The sequence below is a fragment of the Streptomyces sp. NPDC002004 genome, assembly GCF_053593975.1.
This window is the reverse complement of sequence record NZ_JBSFDP010000011.1, coordinates 105143-119569: the sequence shown is the minus strand read 5'-3', so window position 1 is coordinate 119569 and position 14427 is coordinate 105143. Positions and strand designations below refer to the sequence as shown.

The window sequence follows — 14427 nt, the reverse complement described above, 5'->3', positions numbered from 1 at the left end:
CTGCGCGGGCGGAGGATCCGAATGAAGCAGCGGGCGTTGCCGCGCTGATCATTCCGCCCTTCCAGTCTGGGCTGCGATTCCAGCAGCCGCACGCGGAGAGCGGAACGTCACGGGACGGACCAGGCCCGCCGATGCGACGCTGAGGCGGACAGCCTGCCTGAAGCGCCGAAACGGCGGGCCATGGCCCGGCACCTTGTGGCCCCCGTCGGCATCGGGCGCAGGCAAAAGCACACGCATACCGCCCCACACAGCGCGCGGGCCAATGGGGCTGACCGCGGTTACCAGTAGTGACGTCGTCCCGCGACAGCGTGACCGGTTGCGCCCAGAATCCACAGGATGGCGCCGATGACCAGCAGGATGATTCCGATGGTCCACAGGATCGAAAGGCCGGTCAAGAACCCGACGACCAGCAAGATCACTCCAAGAACAATCATGACGTCCTCCTGGTTCTGCAGAGCACTATCTCAACTGTGGACCTCTGAAACCCGATGTGAAAGCGGGACGGTCATGGCACCGTGAGGGGCCGCATGTCACGACAGTGGCAGCGCCTGCCCACGTCTCATCAACGACGCCGTTCCGGCCAGCGGGAGTCGCCCAACTCAGCAGTGTCTACGAGGTCCTCGGTCTCAGGCAGCGACACATACTCTGCACGGCCCGTAACGCCCGAGGCGCTGCTGGCCTTCTCTCAGCCGCTGTTGTGAGACAACAGGTCCGGCAGCTGGGGTCAGTCGTGGTGACCGCGGCCGGAGATCATGTCACGGGCGCGATCGACGAGGCCGATGCCTCGGGTGAGGATTTTGCTGTCGGGCGCGGCAGGATGGGGGCGGGTGGGAGCAGTCTGCTTGGCCTGGCGCACCTTCTCCCCCAGGTCTTCGAGCATCTGCGGTGTGCATGCCTGCTCCATCATGGGGAACAGTCGGCCCTCTTCGTCGCGGACGTGGTCGGCCACTTCGAACTTGATTTTGGCTACGAAGTGATCGAATTCGGGGTTGTCGGCCTCGCGGCCTTCGAGCTGTTTCAGCAGCTCCTCCACTTTCTCGTGGTCGGCGACTTCCTTGTCGGCGAGTTCGTCGCCACCCTCCAGGTGCTCGCGCACTGCCGGGTAGAGGTACTGCTCTTCGGCAACGGAATGCCGCACGAGTTCCATCGTCAGCTCGTCCGCCAGTTCACGACGCCGCTCGTCACCGACGGGCAGCGCTTCGATCTTCGCAAACAGGGCTTCCACCTCCCGATGGTCGGTGGTCAGCTCGGCGATGACGTTCCCGCCATGTCCCATAGCGTGCTCCTCCTGTCAGGGTGATGCGCGCAATGGCCGATGAGCCACCACGCAGTGCACCTCCGGCCGGGGGAACGGGACGGTCCGCGGCAGGAGGCCATGCCCACGGCGCTGAGGCAAAATGACCGTCGGCACCGGGCACCGGCGTGTGGACGAGCCACCGGCACCGCGATCACAGGCCGGGGTGCTCCGAGGCAACAGTTCGATCTGTTCCTGTGCACGAAACTCTTTCGCCCGGGGCGTCACCGGGCAACGCAGCGGCCGGTGCCCCCACACCTCATCGTACGTACGTGCGATGGATGTGGCTCAGGTGCACAGCAAACTGTTGCGACCGTCGTGGCCGTCCGCGCCCTCTTCGTCGAACCAGTTGCCGCCCTCGCCAAGGTAGCGGAAGCCCATGTGGCGGTTGACGGGCAGCGAAACCGTCACCGCGCGCATGCCGTCGGAGCGTCGGGCGAGCGTGTGGACGCCGGGCTCCCAGTCATTGAAATCGCCGACCACACTCACCGTGCCGCTCGGCTGGTCGGCGGGCAGCACGAATGTCACGTCGAAGGACTTCTTCCTACGGGCGCGCTCCAGCATCGGAGATCAGCTCCTTGACAACGAGGCCGCGGGTCAATGAGGCGATCGTGACCCACGCGACCGCTCCCCCGCGACTTGGACTGAGCCGACCAGGCCGTACGGCCGTACCTGCTCCGCCCCTTTCCGGCCGGCGCGTCAGCGTCCTCGCCTGAACGGTTCACCCGTGCTCCCTGGCCCCTGGCGTCGTCACGGCCCGCGCACGTGGGCCGCATCCACACCCCACCGCGCCTCGTTCCGTGGAGGGCGCAGGCAAGGATCACGAGCCCCGCACACTGGGAGCGGGGACTTTCGAACAGGCCCGGCTGCCGCTGCCCGCGGAGTCGCCATGCCGTGTCGCACAGGGGCACAGCGCGCCCTCCTTCCGAGCCGCCGACAGACGGAGTGTCCCCAAGGCCGGGCCCGGCAACGTGGGCAACTTCGCCCGTCCAGGGTGATTTGCACCATATTCGCCGTGCGTATCGATAGGTAGCTTTGCCAGCGTTGCGCACACGCGTGATTTCGCCCTGGACTGTGGACGGCTCAGAAGTGCTCACGGATCTTTCACCGCTCATTGCGGCCACCACCGAGTGGCTGATGCGCGCCTATCCCTCCGGGGGCGGTGCACTGGACCGCGCATTGGCCGACACCCAGGCACGGCAGGCCGTCACCGTAGCCGCACAGCTTCGCTATCCGACGCCCGTGGATGCGGCGCTCGTCACCATGGCAGGGCCAGGCGGCTCCGGCACCCTCGACTGGATCACGGGCGCCGACGTCGGCGGGTGCAGTGGGCCACCGACGTCGCCCACAGAGACGGCCATGGACACCGAGGGCGATCACGACTGGCGGACGTGGGTGGACGAGGTGGTGGCCAGCTGGGCCGCTGCCCTGCTCTGCACCCCCGAGCTGGCCGAGAGCGCGGTGGCCGAGCTCACCACGAGTGAACACACGGTCCCCACCCTCGGAGCCTTCAGGCGCCTGCTCTCTCCCGGCGTGCGGGATCGACATGCCGCCGTGCTGCTGCGCCATCCGGACCTTGTCGCGCCCGTAGCGGAGCTGCACCGCGACCAACTCGTAGATCGCCTGCAAAACAGCCCGACACCGTACGGCTGAGATCCACCCCTCCGCCCGCAACCTCCATGATCAGTCCTGGGTGATCAGGCGAGGCACGCCCCACTCCCCGCAAGACCGCGAAGAGGCCACCGAGAACCCCCTCACCGATCACAGACCGTGTCGGGCAAGGCGCTCCAGGTGCACGGATTGCGCCTGCGCAGGGCGACGTCGCAGGGTGGAGATCTGAGCCTTGTGGGCGAACGCACGTGGTGCTGCCCCCGGGCCCGGGGACGGGAGGTCCTCGATGGTGGTAACCGTCGCGCCGCCGTGGCTGCCGTCGCTCGCGACTCCGCCAGGCGTGTACACGCCGCAAGCCGACACCTTCTTCCTGGCACGTGCCCTTCGCCGGGAGAGACCCGGTCCGGGGATGGACGTCCTCGACCTGGGAACCGGCAACGGAACACTGGCCGTCTACGCGGCCCAGCAGGGTGCTCGTGTCACCGCCACGGACATCGCCCGGCGCGCCGTGGTCACCGCGCGCCTGAACGCGCTGCGAGCTGGACAGAGCCTGCACGTGCGCCGTGGAGACCTGCTGTCACCGGTGCGGGGACAGACATTCGACCTGGTGGTGAGCAACCCGCCGTATGTCCCCAGTCCTCACGCTCCAGGTCATGGCCGTCGCGTCAAGGTTGGTGAGGCGTGGAACGCCGGTCACGACGGGCGCGCAATCCTGGACCGCATCTGTGAGGAAGTACCGCGAGCGTTGCGTCCCGGCGGCGTCCTGCTCATGGTGCAGTCCGCGCTGAGCGGCACCGACACGACCCTGATGAGGCTGTCCAGCTCAGGGCTGCGAGCCACCGTGGCCGACCGGATGCACATACCCTTCGGGCCGGTCCTGCGATCACGGCTTGCGTGGCTTCGCGACCATCAGCTGGTCCCGCCCCATGAAGAGCTTGAAGAGCTGGTGATCATTCGTGCCCAGCAAGCCTGATCGACCGTGTCGCGTTGCGCTGACCGGCGACGGCCCGCTGCTCGTGCCGGGCCCGGTGGAGGTGACGCTCCCTGATGGCACAGTGACCGTGTCCACTCGATTCGTCGTGGCCATATGTACATGTCGGCGCAGCGCCATCTACCCGTGGTGCGACACCAGCCACCGTCGCAGGACAGCCGGACCTCCCGGGACACGCATGAAGGAGGAGGGCGGAGCGTCATGACCGCACCCGTTCCCTCGCCCGCGAACGCGGGGCCGGCGCCCCCGTACCCCCGGGGTGCCTTGTCGTCCGCAGTCGTTGCGGCACTGACGGGAGGCAGCACGGCACGGCTGCCGGCATACGAGGACGTCGCCCGGACGGACCCGTACGGCGATGACCTACAGCTCGCTCTCTACAGTCTGTACGAGCTGCACTACTGGGGATTCCGCGGTGTCGACCCACGTTGCGAATGGGATCCCCGCCTGCTGGAACTGCGCGCCTCCCTGGAGGACCACTTCCTGGGTGCGCTACGCCGTGACGTCGGCGCGGAGAGCGGATCCGTGTACGAGGCGCTTGAGACACTCCTGGTGGAGCCCGCCCGGGACGACGGAACCAGCGTCAGCCACTACCTCCAACACCAAGGAGAGCTCTGGCAGTTGCGCGAGTACGCGGCCGTCCGGTCCCTCTACCACCTGAAGGAAGCCGACCCTCATGCATGGGTCATCCCAAGGCTGCGAGGCAAGGCGAAGGCCGGCATGGTGGCCGTGGAGTACGACGAGTTCGGGGCCGGCCGCGCCGAAGACATTCACGCGGTGCTCTTCGCGCATCTCATGGCCGATCTGGGGCTGAACAACGCCTACGGCCACTACCTGGACGCCGCACCCGCCGAGGCCTTGGCAACGGTCAACCTGATGTCGCTCTTCGGACTGCACCGGGTCTGGCGTGGTGCGCTGGTCGGGCATTTCGCCTCAGTCGAGGTGACCTCGTCTCCTGGTTCGAGACGCCTGGCCCAGGCGATGCGTCGGACCGGCGCGGGCTCCGCTGCCGAGCGCTTCTACACCGAACACGTGGAGGCCGACGCTGTGCACGAGCAGGTCGTCCGCCGTGAAGTCATCGGCGGACTGCTGGCCGACGAACCAGGCCTCGAGCCCGACCTCGTCTTCGGCATTGACGCGACCGGGGAACTGGACCGGCGACTGGCCACGGCCCTGCTCGCAGCATGGCGCCATGGCGAAAGCGCCCTGAGAACCCCTCCGGGGACGCCCCAGTACTCACGATCGCCGGTGTGAGAGTCGACCATGCCCACTCGAGAACAGCCCGCCGCAGGCGTGGCTGCACCGGTGATCCTGGAACACCGGGGCAGCCCGTCCCTGGTCATCTTCGTGAACTTCGCCTCTGATGTTGCCGTGGGTCTCCGGCAAGAGGAAGTGGTGCGCGGATGGTCAGCGCGAGCACCTCGGGAACTCTGGCTCGCCCGGCCGGGTGACATCCTGGTCACACCGGTTCCCTTGACGGATTCCTTCATTCGGTACGTCTGTTCGCTCCTGGTGGTGCCCCGCGGATCCGTCCACGTGCTCACCGTCCCTTTCGTTCCCGGAACATCCACGGCGGACGCGGTGCGCCGGACGGGGATGCTGGGCCGGCTGCGTGATCTCGTGGTGCGCCGTCCGGGAATCGGGCTGCTCCCTCTCGCTTTGGACTCCCCCACCGCACGCCTCGCCGCCGACCTGGGTATCCGCGTCGTGCCCTACGCGGCGAACACGGACCTGACGGCATCAGGTGCCGTCGGGACCGTCGCAGCTCTCAACACCAAGACGGGCTTCCGCGCCGTTGCCAAGCAGATCGGAATGCGTCTGCCCCGGGCAAGGGTCTGCACCGACGCGGCCTTGCAGCGAACTGTCTGCGACCTGCTCGATTCCCATCTCCGCGTCGTCGTCAAGCCGGATCGCTCGGCCGGCGGCGAGGGCCTGCGCTTTGTCTGCCGCGAGGATCCGCCGATGCTTCCCCCTCCTCATGGGGGCGGCCTGTGGGTCGTCGAGGAGTATGTGGGGCCCGGCGCGTCCATAAGCGCGCAGTTCGCAGTGGAGCCCCAAGGCACCCGGACGTTGTACGCCGGCACAATGCGCGTTCGGGATGGAGCCTTCACCGGCTATGTGTCACCGCCGCCCGGTGTCGGCGACGCCGTGCTGGCGGAATTGGAGGACTGGGGACTCGCCCTGGGACGCCGGCTCCGGGCGGCCGGGTACCTCGGTTCCTTTGCTGTGGACGCCGTCCTGGCACACGACGGAAGGCTGTACGCAACCGAATGCAATGTTCGGCGTACGGCAACCACCACTCCCCATGCCATGGTCACGCGCCTCGGGGGCCAGGCCTCGGACCGCTTCGTCGGGGCCTGGCTCATCGCCCATCGGCACTCCGTGAAGTACAGCGACTTCGACAGGGCCCTCCGACTGCTGAGGTCGACACATCTGGCCTACGACCCGAAACGAGGCGAGGGCATCGTGCTGTACTCCGATATGCCCAGCGGTGGAGCGCCCCTGTGCTACGCCGTGATCGCTCCGGAGCACGAACGCCTCTTCGCCCTGGAGGCCGACTTGGTGGATGCATTGGGCTGAAACGGGCCGCGGAGGAGGTACCGCAGTCCGTCTCCACGGCGACCCAACATCCGTGGCCACTCGGTGCCCGCTCCCCTGAATGGCCCGTCGGGCAAGGGGCACTCGGGAGACATGCCATACGTGCCGATAGTGGTCCACCAGCCGTCGCCATCGGGCGGTCGCCGGGTGACGGTCCGCGGGGAGATCCTCGGTCTTGCGCACTCCGATGACGACGTCCTCGACTTCCTGCGCCGCGCCGGTCTGCCGGATGCGCGGGCACTGCTCGACGACGCCGCATGGGTGACGTGGCGCGGAGGTCGTGCGCACCGCTACGAGGCCGCGTGACCGTTCAGGCACAGGTGGTGAGTCAGACGCTCCCGAACGGGCTCCCCGACAGTGAGTGCAGCAGATGGGAGGGATCACGGAAGACCGCCGCCGCACCCGCCCCTTCCAGATCAGCCTGCGGGATTCCCCCGCACAGGAGCCCCACACAGGTGACCCCGGCTCGTGTTCCCGCACGCATGTCCCACACCGTGTCGCCGACGAATACGGCCCGCTCCGCGGGGACGCCGGCGATTTCCAGAGCCCGTTCGACGGGCTCAGGCGCGGGCTTCCCGGCATCGACGTCGTCTGCACTCGCGGTGCCGCTGATCACATCGTCTGCGTCGATGGCGCGACGCAGCGCCGCGAGTTCCGCTCCATCGGCCGACGTGGCGAGAACAACCTTCCAGTCTCCCTCGGCCAATGCCCGAAGGAGGAGCCCTGCATCTTCGAATGAAGGCAAACGGTCGAAGTAGGTGGCGTAGAGCACCTTGTGTGCGGTCGCGAGGGTGTCGTCCTGACGCGGATCCCGATCTTCCCCGAGCAGGTGTGCGATCAGATCGTCGGATCCCAGACCGATGGCCCTGTGAATGGAATGCATGGAGACGTTGTGGCCCACCTGCCGGAACGCCTCCCACCAGGCCGTTACGTGCAAGTGGTTCGTGTCGACGAGAGTGCCGTCGACATCGAACACGGCCGCTCCGGGCATGCGTCTTCCTCTCTGATGCCGGGCAGAACCCGCCTCACACGGCGTTCCTCTACCCGGTCGTCGGTCTGCTGCACCTTCCATCGCACAGCTGGACCGATCTGATCGCATCTGCACTACGGCGTTCGCGAGCGGCACGGCCGGGCACCGACGGCTTGGTCATGGGCGGCAGGCCGGGGTGAAGACTCCGGCTTCCCGCGGTACCGATACGCCACCGGGGTGTCCCGAGCAGCTGAGCTGGGGCGACCGCGTCGATCACCAGGTGTTTCGGGTGCACGACGCTGGTCACCCGCACAGCAAACGCCACGACGATTCCGCTAGGAGCCTCACGTGATCACTCAGGAACAGGTCCCAGAAGTCCTCGGCCACGCTGTCTGCGACACCGAGAGCCACAAGATCGGCAACGCCAAGTGCATCTTCCTTGACGACGCCAGCGGGCGCCCGGAGTGGGTCAGTGTGAAGACGGGCCTGCTCAGCGTGCGGAAGACCTTCGTTCCCCTGCGCGATGCCACGATCAACGGGGATCACCTCGAAGTCCCGTACAGCAAGTCCCTGGTCAAGGACGCCCCGAAGGTCGATCTGGACGCGGGTGGCCACATGTCGTCCGCAGACGTGCACCGCCTGTACGCGTACTACGGCATCGAGTAGGCGAGGAAAGCCGAGAGGAGCCGCTGGCCATGGTGCAGATCGGCTACACGATGATGACCGAGCAGGCGGGCCCGCGCGAGCTGGTGGAACACGTCGTCCGGGCCGAAGACGTGGGCTTCGATTTCTCGGTGACGTCGGACCACTACTTCCCCTGGCTGCGCTCGCAAGGCCACTCCCCCTACGCATGGAGCGTCCTGGGGGCAGCCGCTCAGGCGACATCCCGCATCCCCCTCATGACGTATGTGACGTGCCCGACGTTCCGCTATCACCCCGCCGTCGTGGCGCAGAAGGCGTCGACCCTTCAACTGCTGTCGGAGGGGAGGTTCCGTCTCGGGCTCGGGTCCGGGGAGAACCTCAACGAGCATGTCATCGGCGGCGCTTGGCCGCCCATCAGCATCCGGCACGAGATGTTGGAGGAAGCGGTCACCATCATCCGAGCGTTGTTCGAACGGGACCACGTCACACACCACGGCACCCACTTCGACGTCGATTCCGCACGCCTGTGGGATCTACCCGACGAACTTCCATCCATAGGAATCGCGGTTTCGGGCGAGCAGTCCTGCGACATGGCCGGCCGTCTGGCCGACTTCCTGATCGCCGTGGAACCCGAACCGGAACTTCTGTCCGCCTTCGAGCGGCGCGGGGGTAAGGGCAAGCCCCGCGTCGGACAGCTTCCGGTGTGCTACGACACCAACCGGGACGCAGCAGTGCGGCGCGCCCACGACCAGTTCCGCTGGTTCGGCGGAGGCTGGAAGGTGAACGCGGAATTGCCGCACCCGGACTCCTTCGCCTCGGCGCCCCGGTTCGTGCGTCCCGAGGATGTCGCCCGGGCCATCCCCTGCGGTGACGATCCGGACGACTTCGTCGAAGCCGTCCGTCCCTTCACCGATGCCGGCTTCACCGACATCGCACTCGTGCAGATCGGCGGCGACAGCCAGCCTGAATTCCTGGACTGGTCCGCGAAAACGCTTCTGCCGGCTCTCAAGGGCGCCTTGTAGGGCATCGCCACGCAGGTGTCACCCTCCTGGGTAACCCCTGGCCTCGCCCTGCCGGCCGCTAGCTGGCGGAGGCTCGAGGCTCGTTGAGCTCGATCATTGTTCGCGCGGGCGCCAGCTGCGAGGGTGCACCGCTGGCCCCCAGAGGCTCGAGTCGCTCCTGGGGTCCGGTGCCACCCTGAGCTTGTGGCTCCCTCTGCAGCCTCGGAGATACCGCAGGCGGTCGCCGTGCCTCTCCTGCACGGTCGATCAGCCGGGATACTGCCCGCCGTGTCAGAGCCACTGCCACCGGTACGGCGAGGCGACGGCCCGGAGTTCACCGCCCTGCAGGTGCAAGTCCGGGCGGCCCTGAAGCCGGAGCCGCGCAAGGAACCCGACCTTGCACGCCGCGACCATTCCGGTACAGGAACTTATTCAGAAGGTGCGGTGTTTCGTGCTGAGTCTGACAGGCCGGGCTCTCCCGCTCGTCGAGCGGATGATCGGCCGAAGCCCGTCGCGCCACCGTCGCTCCGCGACGTGACCAGTGCCAGCACGCCAATAACGACCAGCGACCAGCCTCCCGAGACCGGCTCCAGCACTGCCACGGCGATTCCGAGTGCCAGCAGGATCCATCCGGTCTCCTTGGGCACCGTACCCGTGGCGATCACGGACCTCCTGGCCAGAAGCCCGAGACCGAAGAAGGCAACTCCGCTGATCATGAACCAAAGGGTCGTCATGCGGGCGTAGTCATCGTTGCGGACGGCATTCCACAGTCCGTCAGAGACCATGCCGCTCCAGTGCGCGTACGAGACGATTCCACCCACGGTCATGTGCACCACGGCGGCGGCGAGCATCAGGCGGGGGACCCAGAGGCGGAGACCCCTGGCATTGGGCTTACGGAATTTAGGGTATGCCATCGCGTTCATGACGCTGTGTTCCTTCCAGGAATGCCGAGTGTTGAGCGTGCGCCTGACGGTGGACCGGGAACTCGAGATCGCGCAGTGCAGGAGCCTGGCCACGAGCACCCCGTCGTCCGCGGAGTCATCAGGGCGACCTGTCCAGAAGCGGCATCAGCAGCTCGTACATGCCGCGCAGTTCTGATTTCGGGAGCGGGGGCATGAGGTGCTCCGCGCCGACCAACATCAGATAGAGCATCTTGGCCACTTGATCCGGTCTGTCGTGACCGGCCTGTTCGCACAGATCCCGCAGATATCCGATGCGGGTTGCGTCAACACGCTCCTGCACCTGCGCCGCTTCGGGATCCTGTTTTGCCCACGCCCGCATCGCGATCTCCAGCGGTGGGCCGGCGTCCCTGGTCACTTCCGTCAGGAGGCTGGCCAGCCTCTCCCGGGCCGGGAGCATGTCGGACGCCTCGACCCCATTGATGATCGCCGTGGTGCACTTGGCCTCGAAGTGGTCGAGCAATTGGGTTCGATACTTCGGCATCGATCCGAAGTGGTGGTAGAAGGCACCCTTCGACATGCCCATCTGCTCACACAGCCGATCCAGCGTCACCGCACGGGCCCCTTGCTCCGCCAGCAGAATCAAACCGTGGTCCAGCCATGCCGACCTCTCCGCGCCCACTCTACCCCTCCTCCATACCAAAAGGTTTGGTATGGAGGAGGTTAGCGAACGTGTCCGGGGAGGAGAATGAGCAGGGGCCCCGGATTCGACGGACAGTCAGGCGCCGCACACGCCGGTGGAATTGAGCCAGCCGCCACGGGTCCGGGGGGACAACCACCGGGGACCCGCCGTGTCTGTTGCGGTGAGCGTCGACCGCCTTGGCGTGTCCGTCAGCGATGTCCCGCCAGGGAGGCGGTTCCTCCAGAAGGTAACGGCGGACCGCGCGTCCACCGAAAACCCGACGGGTTCCCCACCGATGCCGAAGAGGCGGTGGCGCTCCTCGACGACCTGCTGCGCACCGAGGGACTGACCCCGGCGGGCGGCGCGGCGCGCCACCTCCTGAACGACGACACCGCGGACGAAGCGGGCGCCACCGCACGGCGGTTGCTGCGTCATCTGCTCGAGGATCCCGACACCGCCGTGATGACGTGAAAGGTAGTGCCAGGCCCCCCGAGGACACGCAGCTCAGTGTGGAAGCGGCCGCAGCGGGAGTCGTGGTAGTCGCCGTGCTCGTGACCTGGCTGCAGACCAAGGTGGACCTGCGCATCCGGCGCCGGAACGGCAGCACAGACTTCGACTTCCACCTCACGAAGCAGGCAGCCGAGACCGGCACCCTGCGCGAGATGGCCTCGATTCTCGCCGAGCGCTCACCGGTCCACCTCCGCCGCCGTAATCCCGCCGGCCGCACGGCACAGACGTAGATACGCGCCAGAACATGCTCGGTAGCGCCAGGCCTGGGCACCGACTGGCAGGACAGCCCGCCCCAACGAGGCCCCCACACCGCACCGGGCCCTCGACGGGGCGCATGTGCGGTTCAGGCACGAGGCCGTCGACGCTGTCACCGCCGGGCTGACCCCACCGGGGAATTCCGGAGTGATTCAAGGCCACGTAAGTAGGGTGAGAACACTCAAGCGAGTCATGTGCGGCCGTGCCTCGTTGGAACTTCTCCGAGCCCGTATCCTCACCCAGCGTGACCTTCACGGAACTGCAGCCAGGGTTTATTGACATGACCGTGCATCAGCACAGTGCATGTCGAGGTTGAGCGTTGGCGTCCGCCGGCAGATCAGTCGTGCGGCGATTCGCCGGCAGCCGAGCGACGACCCCCGATGGATTCGACCAATGCGTCTGCCACGAGCGCCGCATCTGCCTCTGCAACATCTGCTGGGTATTCCGGCAGCAGATCATCCCAGACGGGCATCCATGATCCGTACAGCTGGGCCTGTCCCTCGGGCCGGGCGAAGAACCAGATGTGCAGGTGTGCGCCTCCATCTCCGATGCGGTAGACGTGGGCTCGCGAAATGTGTGGCAGGGCCTGCACGTGGCGGACGATGTGAGTGGACAGGACCCCCAGCTCGGCTGCCAGCTCATCGGGCAGGTCGGCCATGTCATAGTGCTCACGCGGATGCAGCATGAGCACCAGCGGCACACCGACTCCCGTGATCCGGGTGAGCCGCCAACTGTCGTTGAACCAGATCCCTTCGTCTCGGGTACGGCACGCCTCGCAGTTCGACGGATCCTCGCCGTGTCGCGGAGGCTCGGGCAGAACCGGAGGGCGCAGCGGCGCGACGCGCAATCCGTCCGGTTCGAACGGGCTGATATCCCACCCTGTCATGCGCGCGAGCGGGAGCCGACGCTCACCATCCGCAGCGGCAAGCGCGTGGTCGTAGAACTCGTCAGGTCGCAAGGCCATGGTCCGAAGATTAGTTCGGCATCGACACCCAGTCAGGACCGGGGTGACCTGACTCCTCCCCGGTGGGGACAGACCGTGATCCTGCTTGTGGACGACCCGCCGATTCACGAAATCGCGGCCATTGCCTTGGATTTCCCACTCCTCGCTCAGCGGACGGACAGCCACGCTCACCTTGATTCCCCGAGTGCAGGGCGACCGCTCTGCTTCAGCTCGGGAGCGGTTACGGGATGTCGGAATCAAGCGGCCCGTTCCTGCGGGACATCGCTGGACGTCGCCAACCAGGGCATCCGATGGACGAGGATGTCGCGCAGCCGTGTCAGGGCTGCGATCTTCTCTTCCAGATCGGCCACCCGTCGTGCGCCGACGTCGTAGCCGTCGGCGCAGGTGGGCGAGTACTCGAAGACCTCGGGCAGATCGGTGTCCAGGTAGCGCACGAAGGACTTGACGTTCTCGACGGTGAAACCGGAAGCCAGCAGGTCGCGGACGTTGCTGACCCGGGTCACTGCATGCGGGCCGTAGACGCGATAGCCCGACGGCCTCCGGTCGGATTCCAACAGGCCCTGCTCCTCGTAGTAGCGCAGGGCTCGGGCCGTCGACCCGGTCTTTGCAGCCAGTTCACCGATCAGCACGCAGCCACCTCTCAGCTGTTCTCAGGATTGACGTATACATTGCGGTCAACTCCGCAGCCGCACCACGGTCTTCCCGGTGTACCGGCCGCGGACGAGGTCGAGGAGTGCCTGAGGCGCGTTCGCCAGCCCGTCGATCACCGTCTCGTCGTAGACGATGACTCCCTTGCGCAGCCAGTCGCGGAACTGCTCGCCGAACTCCGCAGCCCGGTCCAGGTGGTCCCACAGGGTGAAGCCGCGGATGGTCAGGCGTTTCCCCAGGACGCCGAGCAGGTCGCCGGGGCCGTCGTCGGGGCCGGCGGGCAAGCCTCAATGCCGACCCGAGATCGACCTTCTCCGTGGCCCGGTCGGGCAGGGCGAACTTTCTCGTCGTTTGGCGAGCCGATAGGTTCGCCTCATGGGAATGCGACGGGCGGGCGTGCATCATTCGGTTTCGACGTGGCAACAGCCGTATCCTGCGACGACCTCCCTCGAACGCACTGCGCTGGTCGAACGGATCGCGAAGCGGATCCTGACCCTCGGCCAAGGGCGTCTGATGGTAGGGATCGATGGTCTCACCGCTGCGGGCAAGACGAGTTTCGGGCACGAACTGGCTGAGCGGATCAGTACGGCGGGACGGCCCGTGCTCCGGGCGACCCTTGATGACTTCAAGAAGCCGTGGAAAGACCGGCATCTGTATGACCGGGAGTCAGGTGAAGGGTATTACCGCAACGCGTACGACTATGACGCGGTCAAGCGGCTGCTACTTGGGCCCTGCCGGTCGCCGGAGGCAACGTTGTGCGCGCTGTGCAGCATCGACCCGCTGACGCAGCAGGATCACTCCTCGGATGCGACGTCCCTTGCTTCGGATTCGGTGCTGATCGTGGATGGCGTCTTCGCCTTCCGGCCGGAGATCAACGAGTACTGGGACTTCCGTGTCTGGCTGCAGGTGGATGCGGAACTGTCCGTTCAACGAGGTGCTGACCGTGATCAGGACTGGGCCGGCAGCGAGGCGGAGTCGATCCATCGCAACCGGTATCTGGTGGCTGAGCGCATCTATCTTCAGGAAGTCGACCCGATCCCGATGATGGACGTCGTCATCGACAACTCGGCGTTCGCCAGCCCGCGGGTCGTGGAGTCGTGACCTCTTGAGGGATCTGCGGCTGCTGGTACCGAGCTCGGATCAAGGTGCCTGCCGGTCGCCTTTCTCCGCGGCGGGGTTGATGTGGCGACAGACCGTTCCGCGTAGATTCTGAGGGTTCGGGCGAGGTTTTGCTGTCGATGTCCTGTTCGACGGCGTGGAGCCGGATGCCGCGGTCGCGCAAGTCGGTGCCCAGGAGGATGAGGTTGTGGACGGAGTAGAAGAGCCGGTCGAGCCGTTGATCGTCAGGGTGTCGCCAGGATGGAA

The 14427-nt window shown here is 66.6% G+C and carries 20 protein-coding genes; 11 read left to right on the top strand and 9 right to left on the bottom strand.

The window, feature by feature from the left end; all coding sequences use genetic code 11:
- Positions 1-278: 278 nt before the first annotated feature.
- The 3 genes from ACWCP6_RS18930 to ACWCP6_RS18920 all read right to left on the bottom strand — a co-directional run bounded on the left by ACWCP6_RS18930 (position 279) and on the right by ACWCP6_RS18920 (position 1858).
- A complete protein-coding gene (locus ACWCP6_RS18930; protein WP_450933598.1) occupies positions 279-434 on the bottom strand; it encodes a DUF6131 family protein in 156 nt (51 codons plus the stop codon).
- Positions 435-724: 290 nt separating this feature from the next.
- On the bottom strand, positions 725-1276 hold the full coding sequence (locus ACWCP6_RS18925; RefSeq protein WP_450933597.1) for a hemerythrin domain-containing protein: 552 nt from the start codon (positions 1274-1276) through the stop codon (positions 725-727).
- A 306-nt stretch (positions 1277-1582) separates the two neighbouring features.
- Positions 1583-1858: an isoamylase early set domain-containing protein gene (locus ACWCP6_RS18920; RefSeq protein ID WP_450933596.1), complete on the bottom strand. Its 276-nt coding sequence runs from the start codon at positions 1856-1858 to the stop codon at positions 1583-1585.
- Positions 1859-2383: 525 nt separating this feature from the next.
- On the opposite strand from ACWCP6_RS18920, the gene ACWCP6_RS18915 reads away from it, so the two are divergent.
- The 6 genes from ACWCP6_RS18915 to ACWCP6_RS18890 all read left to right on the top strand — a co-directional run bounded on the left by ACWCP6_RS18915 (position 2384) and on the right by ACWCP6_RS18890 (position 6797).
- Positions 2384-2947, top strand: a complete 564-nt coding sequence (locus ACWCP6_RS18915) for a hypothetical protein (RefSeq protein ID WP_450933595.1) — start codon at positions 2384-2386, stop codon at positions 2945-2947.
- Positions 2948-3191: 244 nt separating this feature from the next.
- On the top strand, positions 3192-3878 hold the full coding sequence (locus tag ACWCP6_RS18910; protein WP_450933594.1) for a HemK2/MTQ2 family protein methyltransferase: 687 nt from the start codon (positions 3192-3194) through the stop codon (positions 3876-3878).
- Entirely contained in the window at positions 3862-4101 is a 240-nt protein-coding gene (locus tag ACWCP6_RS18905; protein ID WP_450933593.1) for a CDGSH iron-sulfur domain-containing protein, read from the top strand. The genes ACWCP6_RS18910 and ACWCP6_RS18905 overlap by 17 nt, the downstream gene beginning before the upstream one ends.
- Positions 4098-5147: an iron-containing redox enzyme family protein gene (locus ACWCP6_RS18900; protein ID WP_450933592.1), complete on the top strand. Its 1050-nt coding sequence runs from the start codon at positions 4098-4100 to the stop codon at positions 5145-5147. Before ACWCP6_RS18905 ends, ACWCP6_RS18900 begins: the two co-directional genes overlap by 4 nt.
- A gap of 9 nt (positions 5148-5156) precedes the next feature.
- Entirely contained in the window at positions 5157-6473 is a 1317-nt protein-coding gene (locus ACWCP6_RS18895; RefSeq protein ID WP_450933591.1) for a preATP grasp domain-containing protein, read from the top strand.
- A gap of 111 nt (positions 6474-6584) precedes the next feature.
- On the top strand, positions 6585-6797 hold the full coding sequence (locus ACWCP6_RS18890; protein ID WP_450933590.1) for a hypothetical protein: 213 nt from the start codon (positions 6585-6587) through the stop codon (positions 6795-6797).
- A 22-nt stretch (positions 6798-6819) separates the two neighbouring features.
- Here the strand turns inward: ACWCP6_RS18890 and ACWCP6_RS18885 are convergent, their stop codons facing one another.
- Positions 6820-7482, bottom strand: a complete 663-nt coding sequence (locus tag ACWCP6_RS18885) for an HAD family hydrolase (protein ID WP_450933589.1) — start codon at positions 7480-7482, stop codon at positions 6820-6822.
- A gap of 327 nt (positions 7483-7809) precedes the next feature.
- Here ACWCP6_RS18885 and ACWCP6_RS18880 point away from each other — a divergent pair, with 327 nt between their 5' ends.
- Both ACWCP6_RS18880 and ACWCP6_RS18875 read left to right on the top strand, forming a co-directional pair.
- Entirely contained in the window at positions 7810-8127 is a 318-nt protein-coding gene (locus ACWCP6_RS18880; protein ID WP_450933588.1) for a PRC-barrel domain-containing protein, read from the top strand.
- A gap of 29 nt (positions 8128-8156) precedes the next feature.
- Positions 8157-9125: an LLM class F420-dependent oxidoreductase gene (locus ACWCP6_RS18875; RefSeq protein ID WP_450933587.1), complete on the top strand. Its 969-nt coding sequence runs from the start codon at positions 8157-8159 to the stop codon at positions 9123-9125.
- A 407-nt stretch (positions 9126-9532) separates the two neighbouring features.
- Here ACWCP6_RS18875 and ACWCP6_RS18870 read toward each other — a convergent pair whose 3' ends face one another.
- Together ACWCP6_RS18870 and ACWCP6_RS18865 are read right to left on the bottom strand one after the other, a co-directional pair.
- Positions 9533-10027, bottom strand: coding sequence for a DUF6463 family protein (locus ACWCP6_RS18870; RefSeq protein ID WP_450933586.1), 495 nt, complete (start codon positions 10025-10027; stop codon positions 9533-9535).
- Positions 10028-10145: 118 nt separating this feature from the next.
- Positions 10146-10685, bottom strand: a complete 540-nt coding sequence (locus ACWCP6_RS18865) for a TetR/AcrR family transcriptional regulator (protein ID WP_450933585.1) — start codon at positions 10683-10685, stop codon at positions 10146-10148.
- Positions 10686-10994: 309 nt separating this feature from the next.
- Between ACWCP6_RS18865 and ACWCP6_RS18860 the strand changes: the two genes are divergently transcribed.
- Together ACWCP6_RS18860 and ACWCP6_RS18855 are read left to right on the top strand one after the other, a co-directional pair.
- A complete protein-coding gene (locus ACWCP6_RS18860; protein WP_450933584.1) occupies positions 10995-11156 on the top strand; it encodes a hypothetical protein in 162 nt (53 codons plus the stop codon).
- Positions 11157-11194: 38 nt separating this feature from the next.
- A complete protein-coding gene (locus ACWCP6_RS18855; RefSeq protein ID WP_450933583.1) occupies positions 11195-11425 on the top strand; it encodes a hypothetical protein in 231 nt (76 codons plus the stop codon).
- A 362-nt stretch (positions 11426-11787) separates the two neighbouring features.
- On the opposite strand, the gene ACWCP6_RS18850 is transcribed toward ACWCP6_RS18855, so the two are convergent.
- The 3 genes from ACWCP6_RS18850 to ACWCP6_RS18840 all read right to left on the bottom strand — a co-directional run bounded on the left by ACWCP6_RS18850 (position 11788) and on the right by ACWCP6_RS18840 (position 13346).
- Positions 11788-12414 (bottom strand): hypothetical protein, encoded by a 627-nt coding sequence (locus ACWCP6_RS18850; RefSeq protein WP_450933582.1) that lies wholly within the window; start codon positions 12412-12414, stop codon positions 11788-11790.
- A 236-nt stretch (positions 12415-12650) separates the two neighbouring features.
- Positions 12651-13043, bottom strand: a complete 393-nt coding sequence (locus ACWCP6_RS18845) for a MerR family transcriptional regulator (RefSeq protein WP_450933581.1) — start codon at positions 13041-13043, stop codon at positions 12651-12653.
- Between the two features lie 45 nt (positions 13044-13088).
- Positions 13089-13346: a hypothetical protein gene (locus ACWCP6_RS18840; RefSeq protein WP_450933580.1), complete on the bottom strand. Its 258-nt coding sequence runs from the start codon at positions 13344-13346 to the stop codon at positions 13089-13091.
- Between the two features lie 91 nt (positions 13347-13437).
- Here ACWCP6_RS18840 and ACWCP6_RS18835 point away from each other — a divergent pair, with 91 nt between their 5' ends.
- Positions 13438-14163 (top strand): uridine kinase, encoded by a 726-nt coding sequence (locus ACWCP6_RS18835; RefSeq protein WP_450933579.1) that lies wholly within the window; start codon positions 13438-13440, stop codon positions 14161-14163.
- Positions 14164-14427 lie beyond the last annotated feature (264 nt).

Excerpts from the sequence above, each read along its gene's own strand:
- ACWCP6_RS18930 (WP_450933598.1), bottom strand. The coding sequence starts at position 434 with ATGATTGTTCTTGGAGTGATCTTGCTGGTCGTCGGGTTCTTGACCGGC.
- ACWCP6_RS18925 (WP_450933597.1), bottom strand. The coding sequence starts at position 1,276 with ATGGGACATGGCGGGAACGTCATCGCCGAGCTGACCACCGACCATCGG.
- ACWCP6_RS18920 (WP_450933596.1), bottom strand. The coding sequence starts at position 1,858 with ATGCTGGAGCGCGCCCGTAGGAAGAAGTCCTTCGACGTGACATTCGTG.
- ACWCP6_RS18910 (WP_450933594.1), top strand. The coding sequence starts at position 3,192 with ATGGTGGTAACCGTCGCGCCGCCGTGGCTGCCGTCGCTCGCGACTCCG.
- ACWCP6_RS18900 (WP_450933592.1), top strand. The coding sequence starts at position 4,098 with ATGACCGCACCCGTTCCCTCGCCCGCGAACGCGGGGCCGGCGCCCCCG.
- ACWCP6_RS18895 (WP_450933591.1), top strand. The coding sequence starts at position 5,157 with ATGCCCACTCGAGAACAGCCCGCCGCAGGCGTGGCTGCACCGGTGATC.
- ACWCP6_RS18890 (WP_450933590.1), top strand. The coding sequence starts at position 6,585 with ATGCCATACGTGCCGATAGTGGTCCACCAGCCGTCGCCATCGGGCGGT.
- ACWCP6_RS18885 (WP_450933589.1), bottom strand. The coding sequence starts at position 7,482 with ATGCCCGGAGCGGCCGTGTTCGATGTCGACGGCACTCTCGTCGACACG.
- ACWCP6_RS18875 (WP_450933587.1), top strand. The coding sequence starts at position 8,157 with ATGGTGCAGATCGGCTACACGATGATGACCGAGCAGGCGGGCCCGCGC.
- ACWCP6_RS18870 (WP_450933586.1), bottom strand. The coding sequence starts at position 10,027 with ATGAACGCGATGGCATACCCTAAATTCCGTAAGCCCAATGCCAGGGGT.
- ACWCP6_RS18850 (WP_450933582.1), bottom strand. The coding sequence starts at position 12,414 with ATGGCCTTGCGACCTGACGAGTTCTACGACCACGCGCTTGCCGCTGCG.
- ACWCP6_RS18835 (WP_450933579.1), top strand. The coding sequence starts at position 13,438 with ATGGGAATGCGACGGGCGGGCGTGCATCATTCGGTTTCGACGTGGCAA.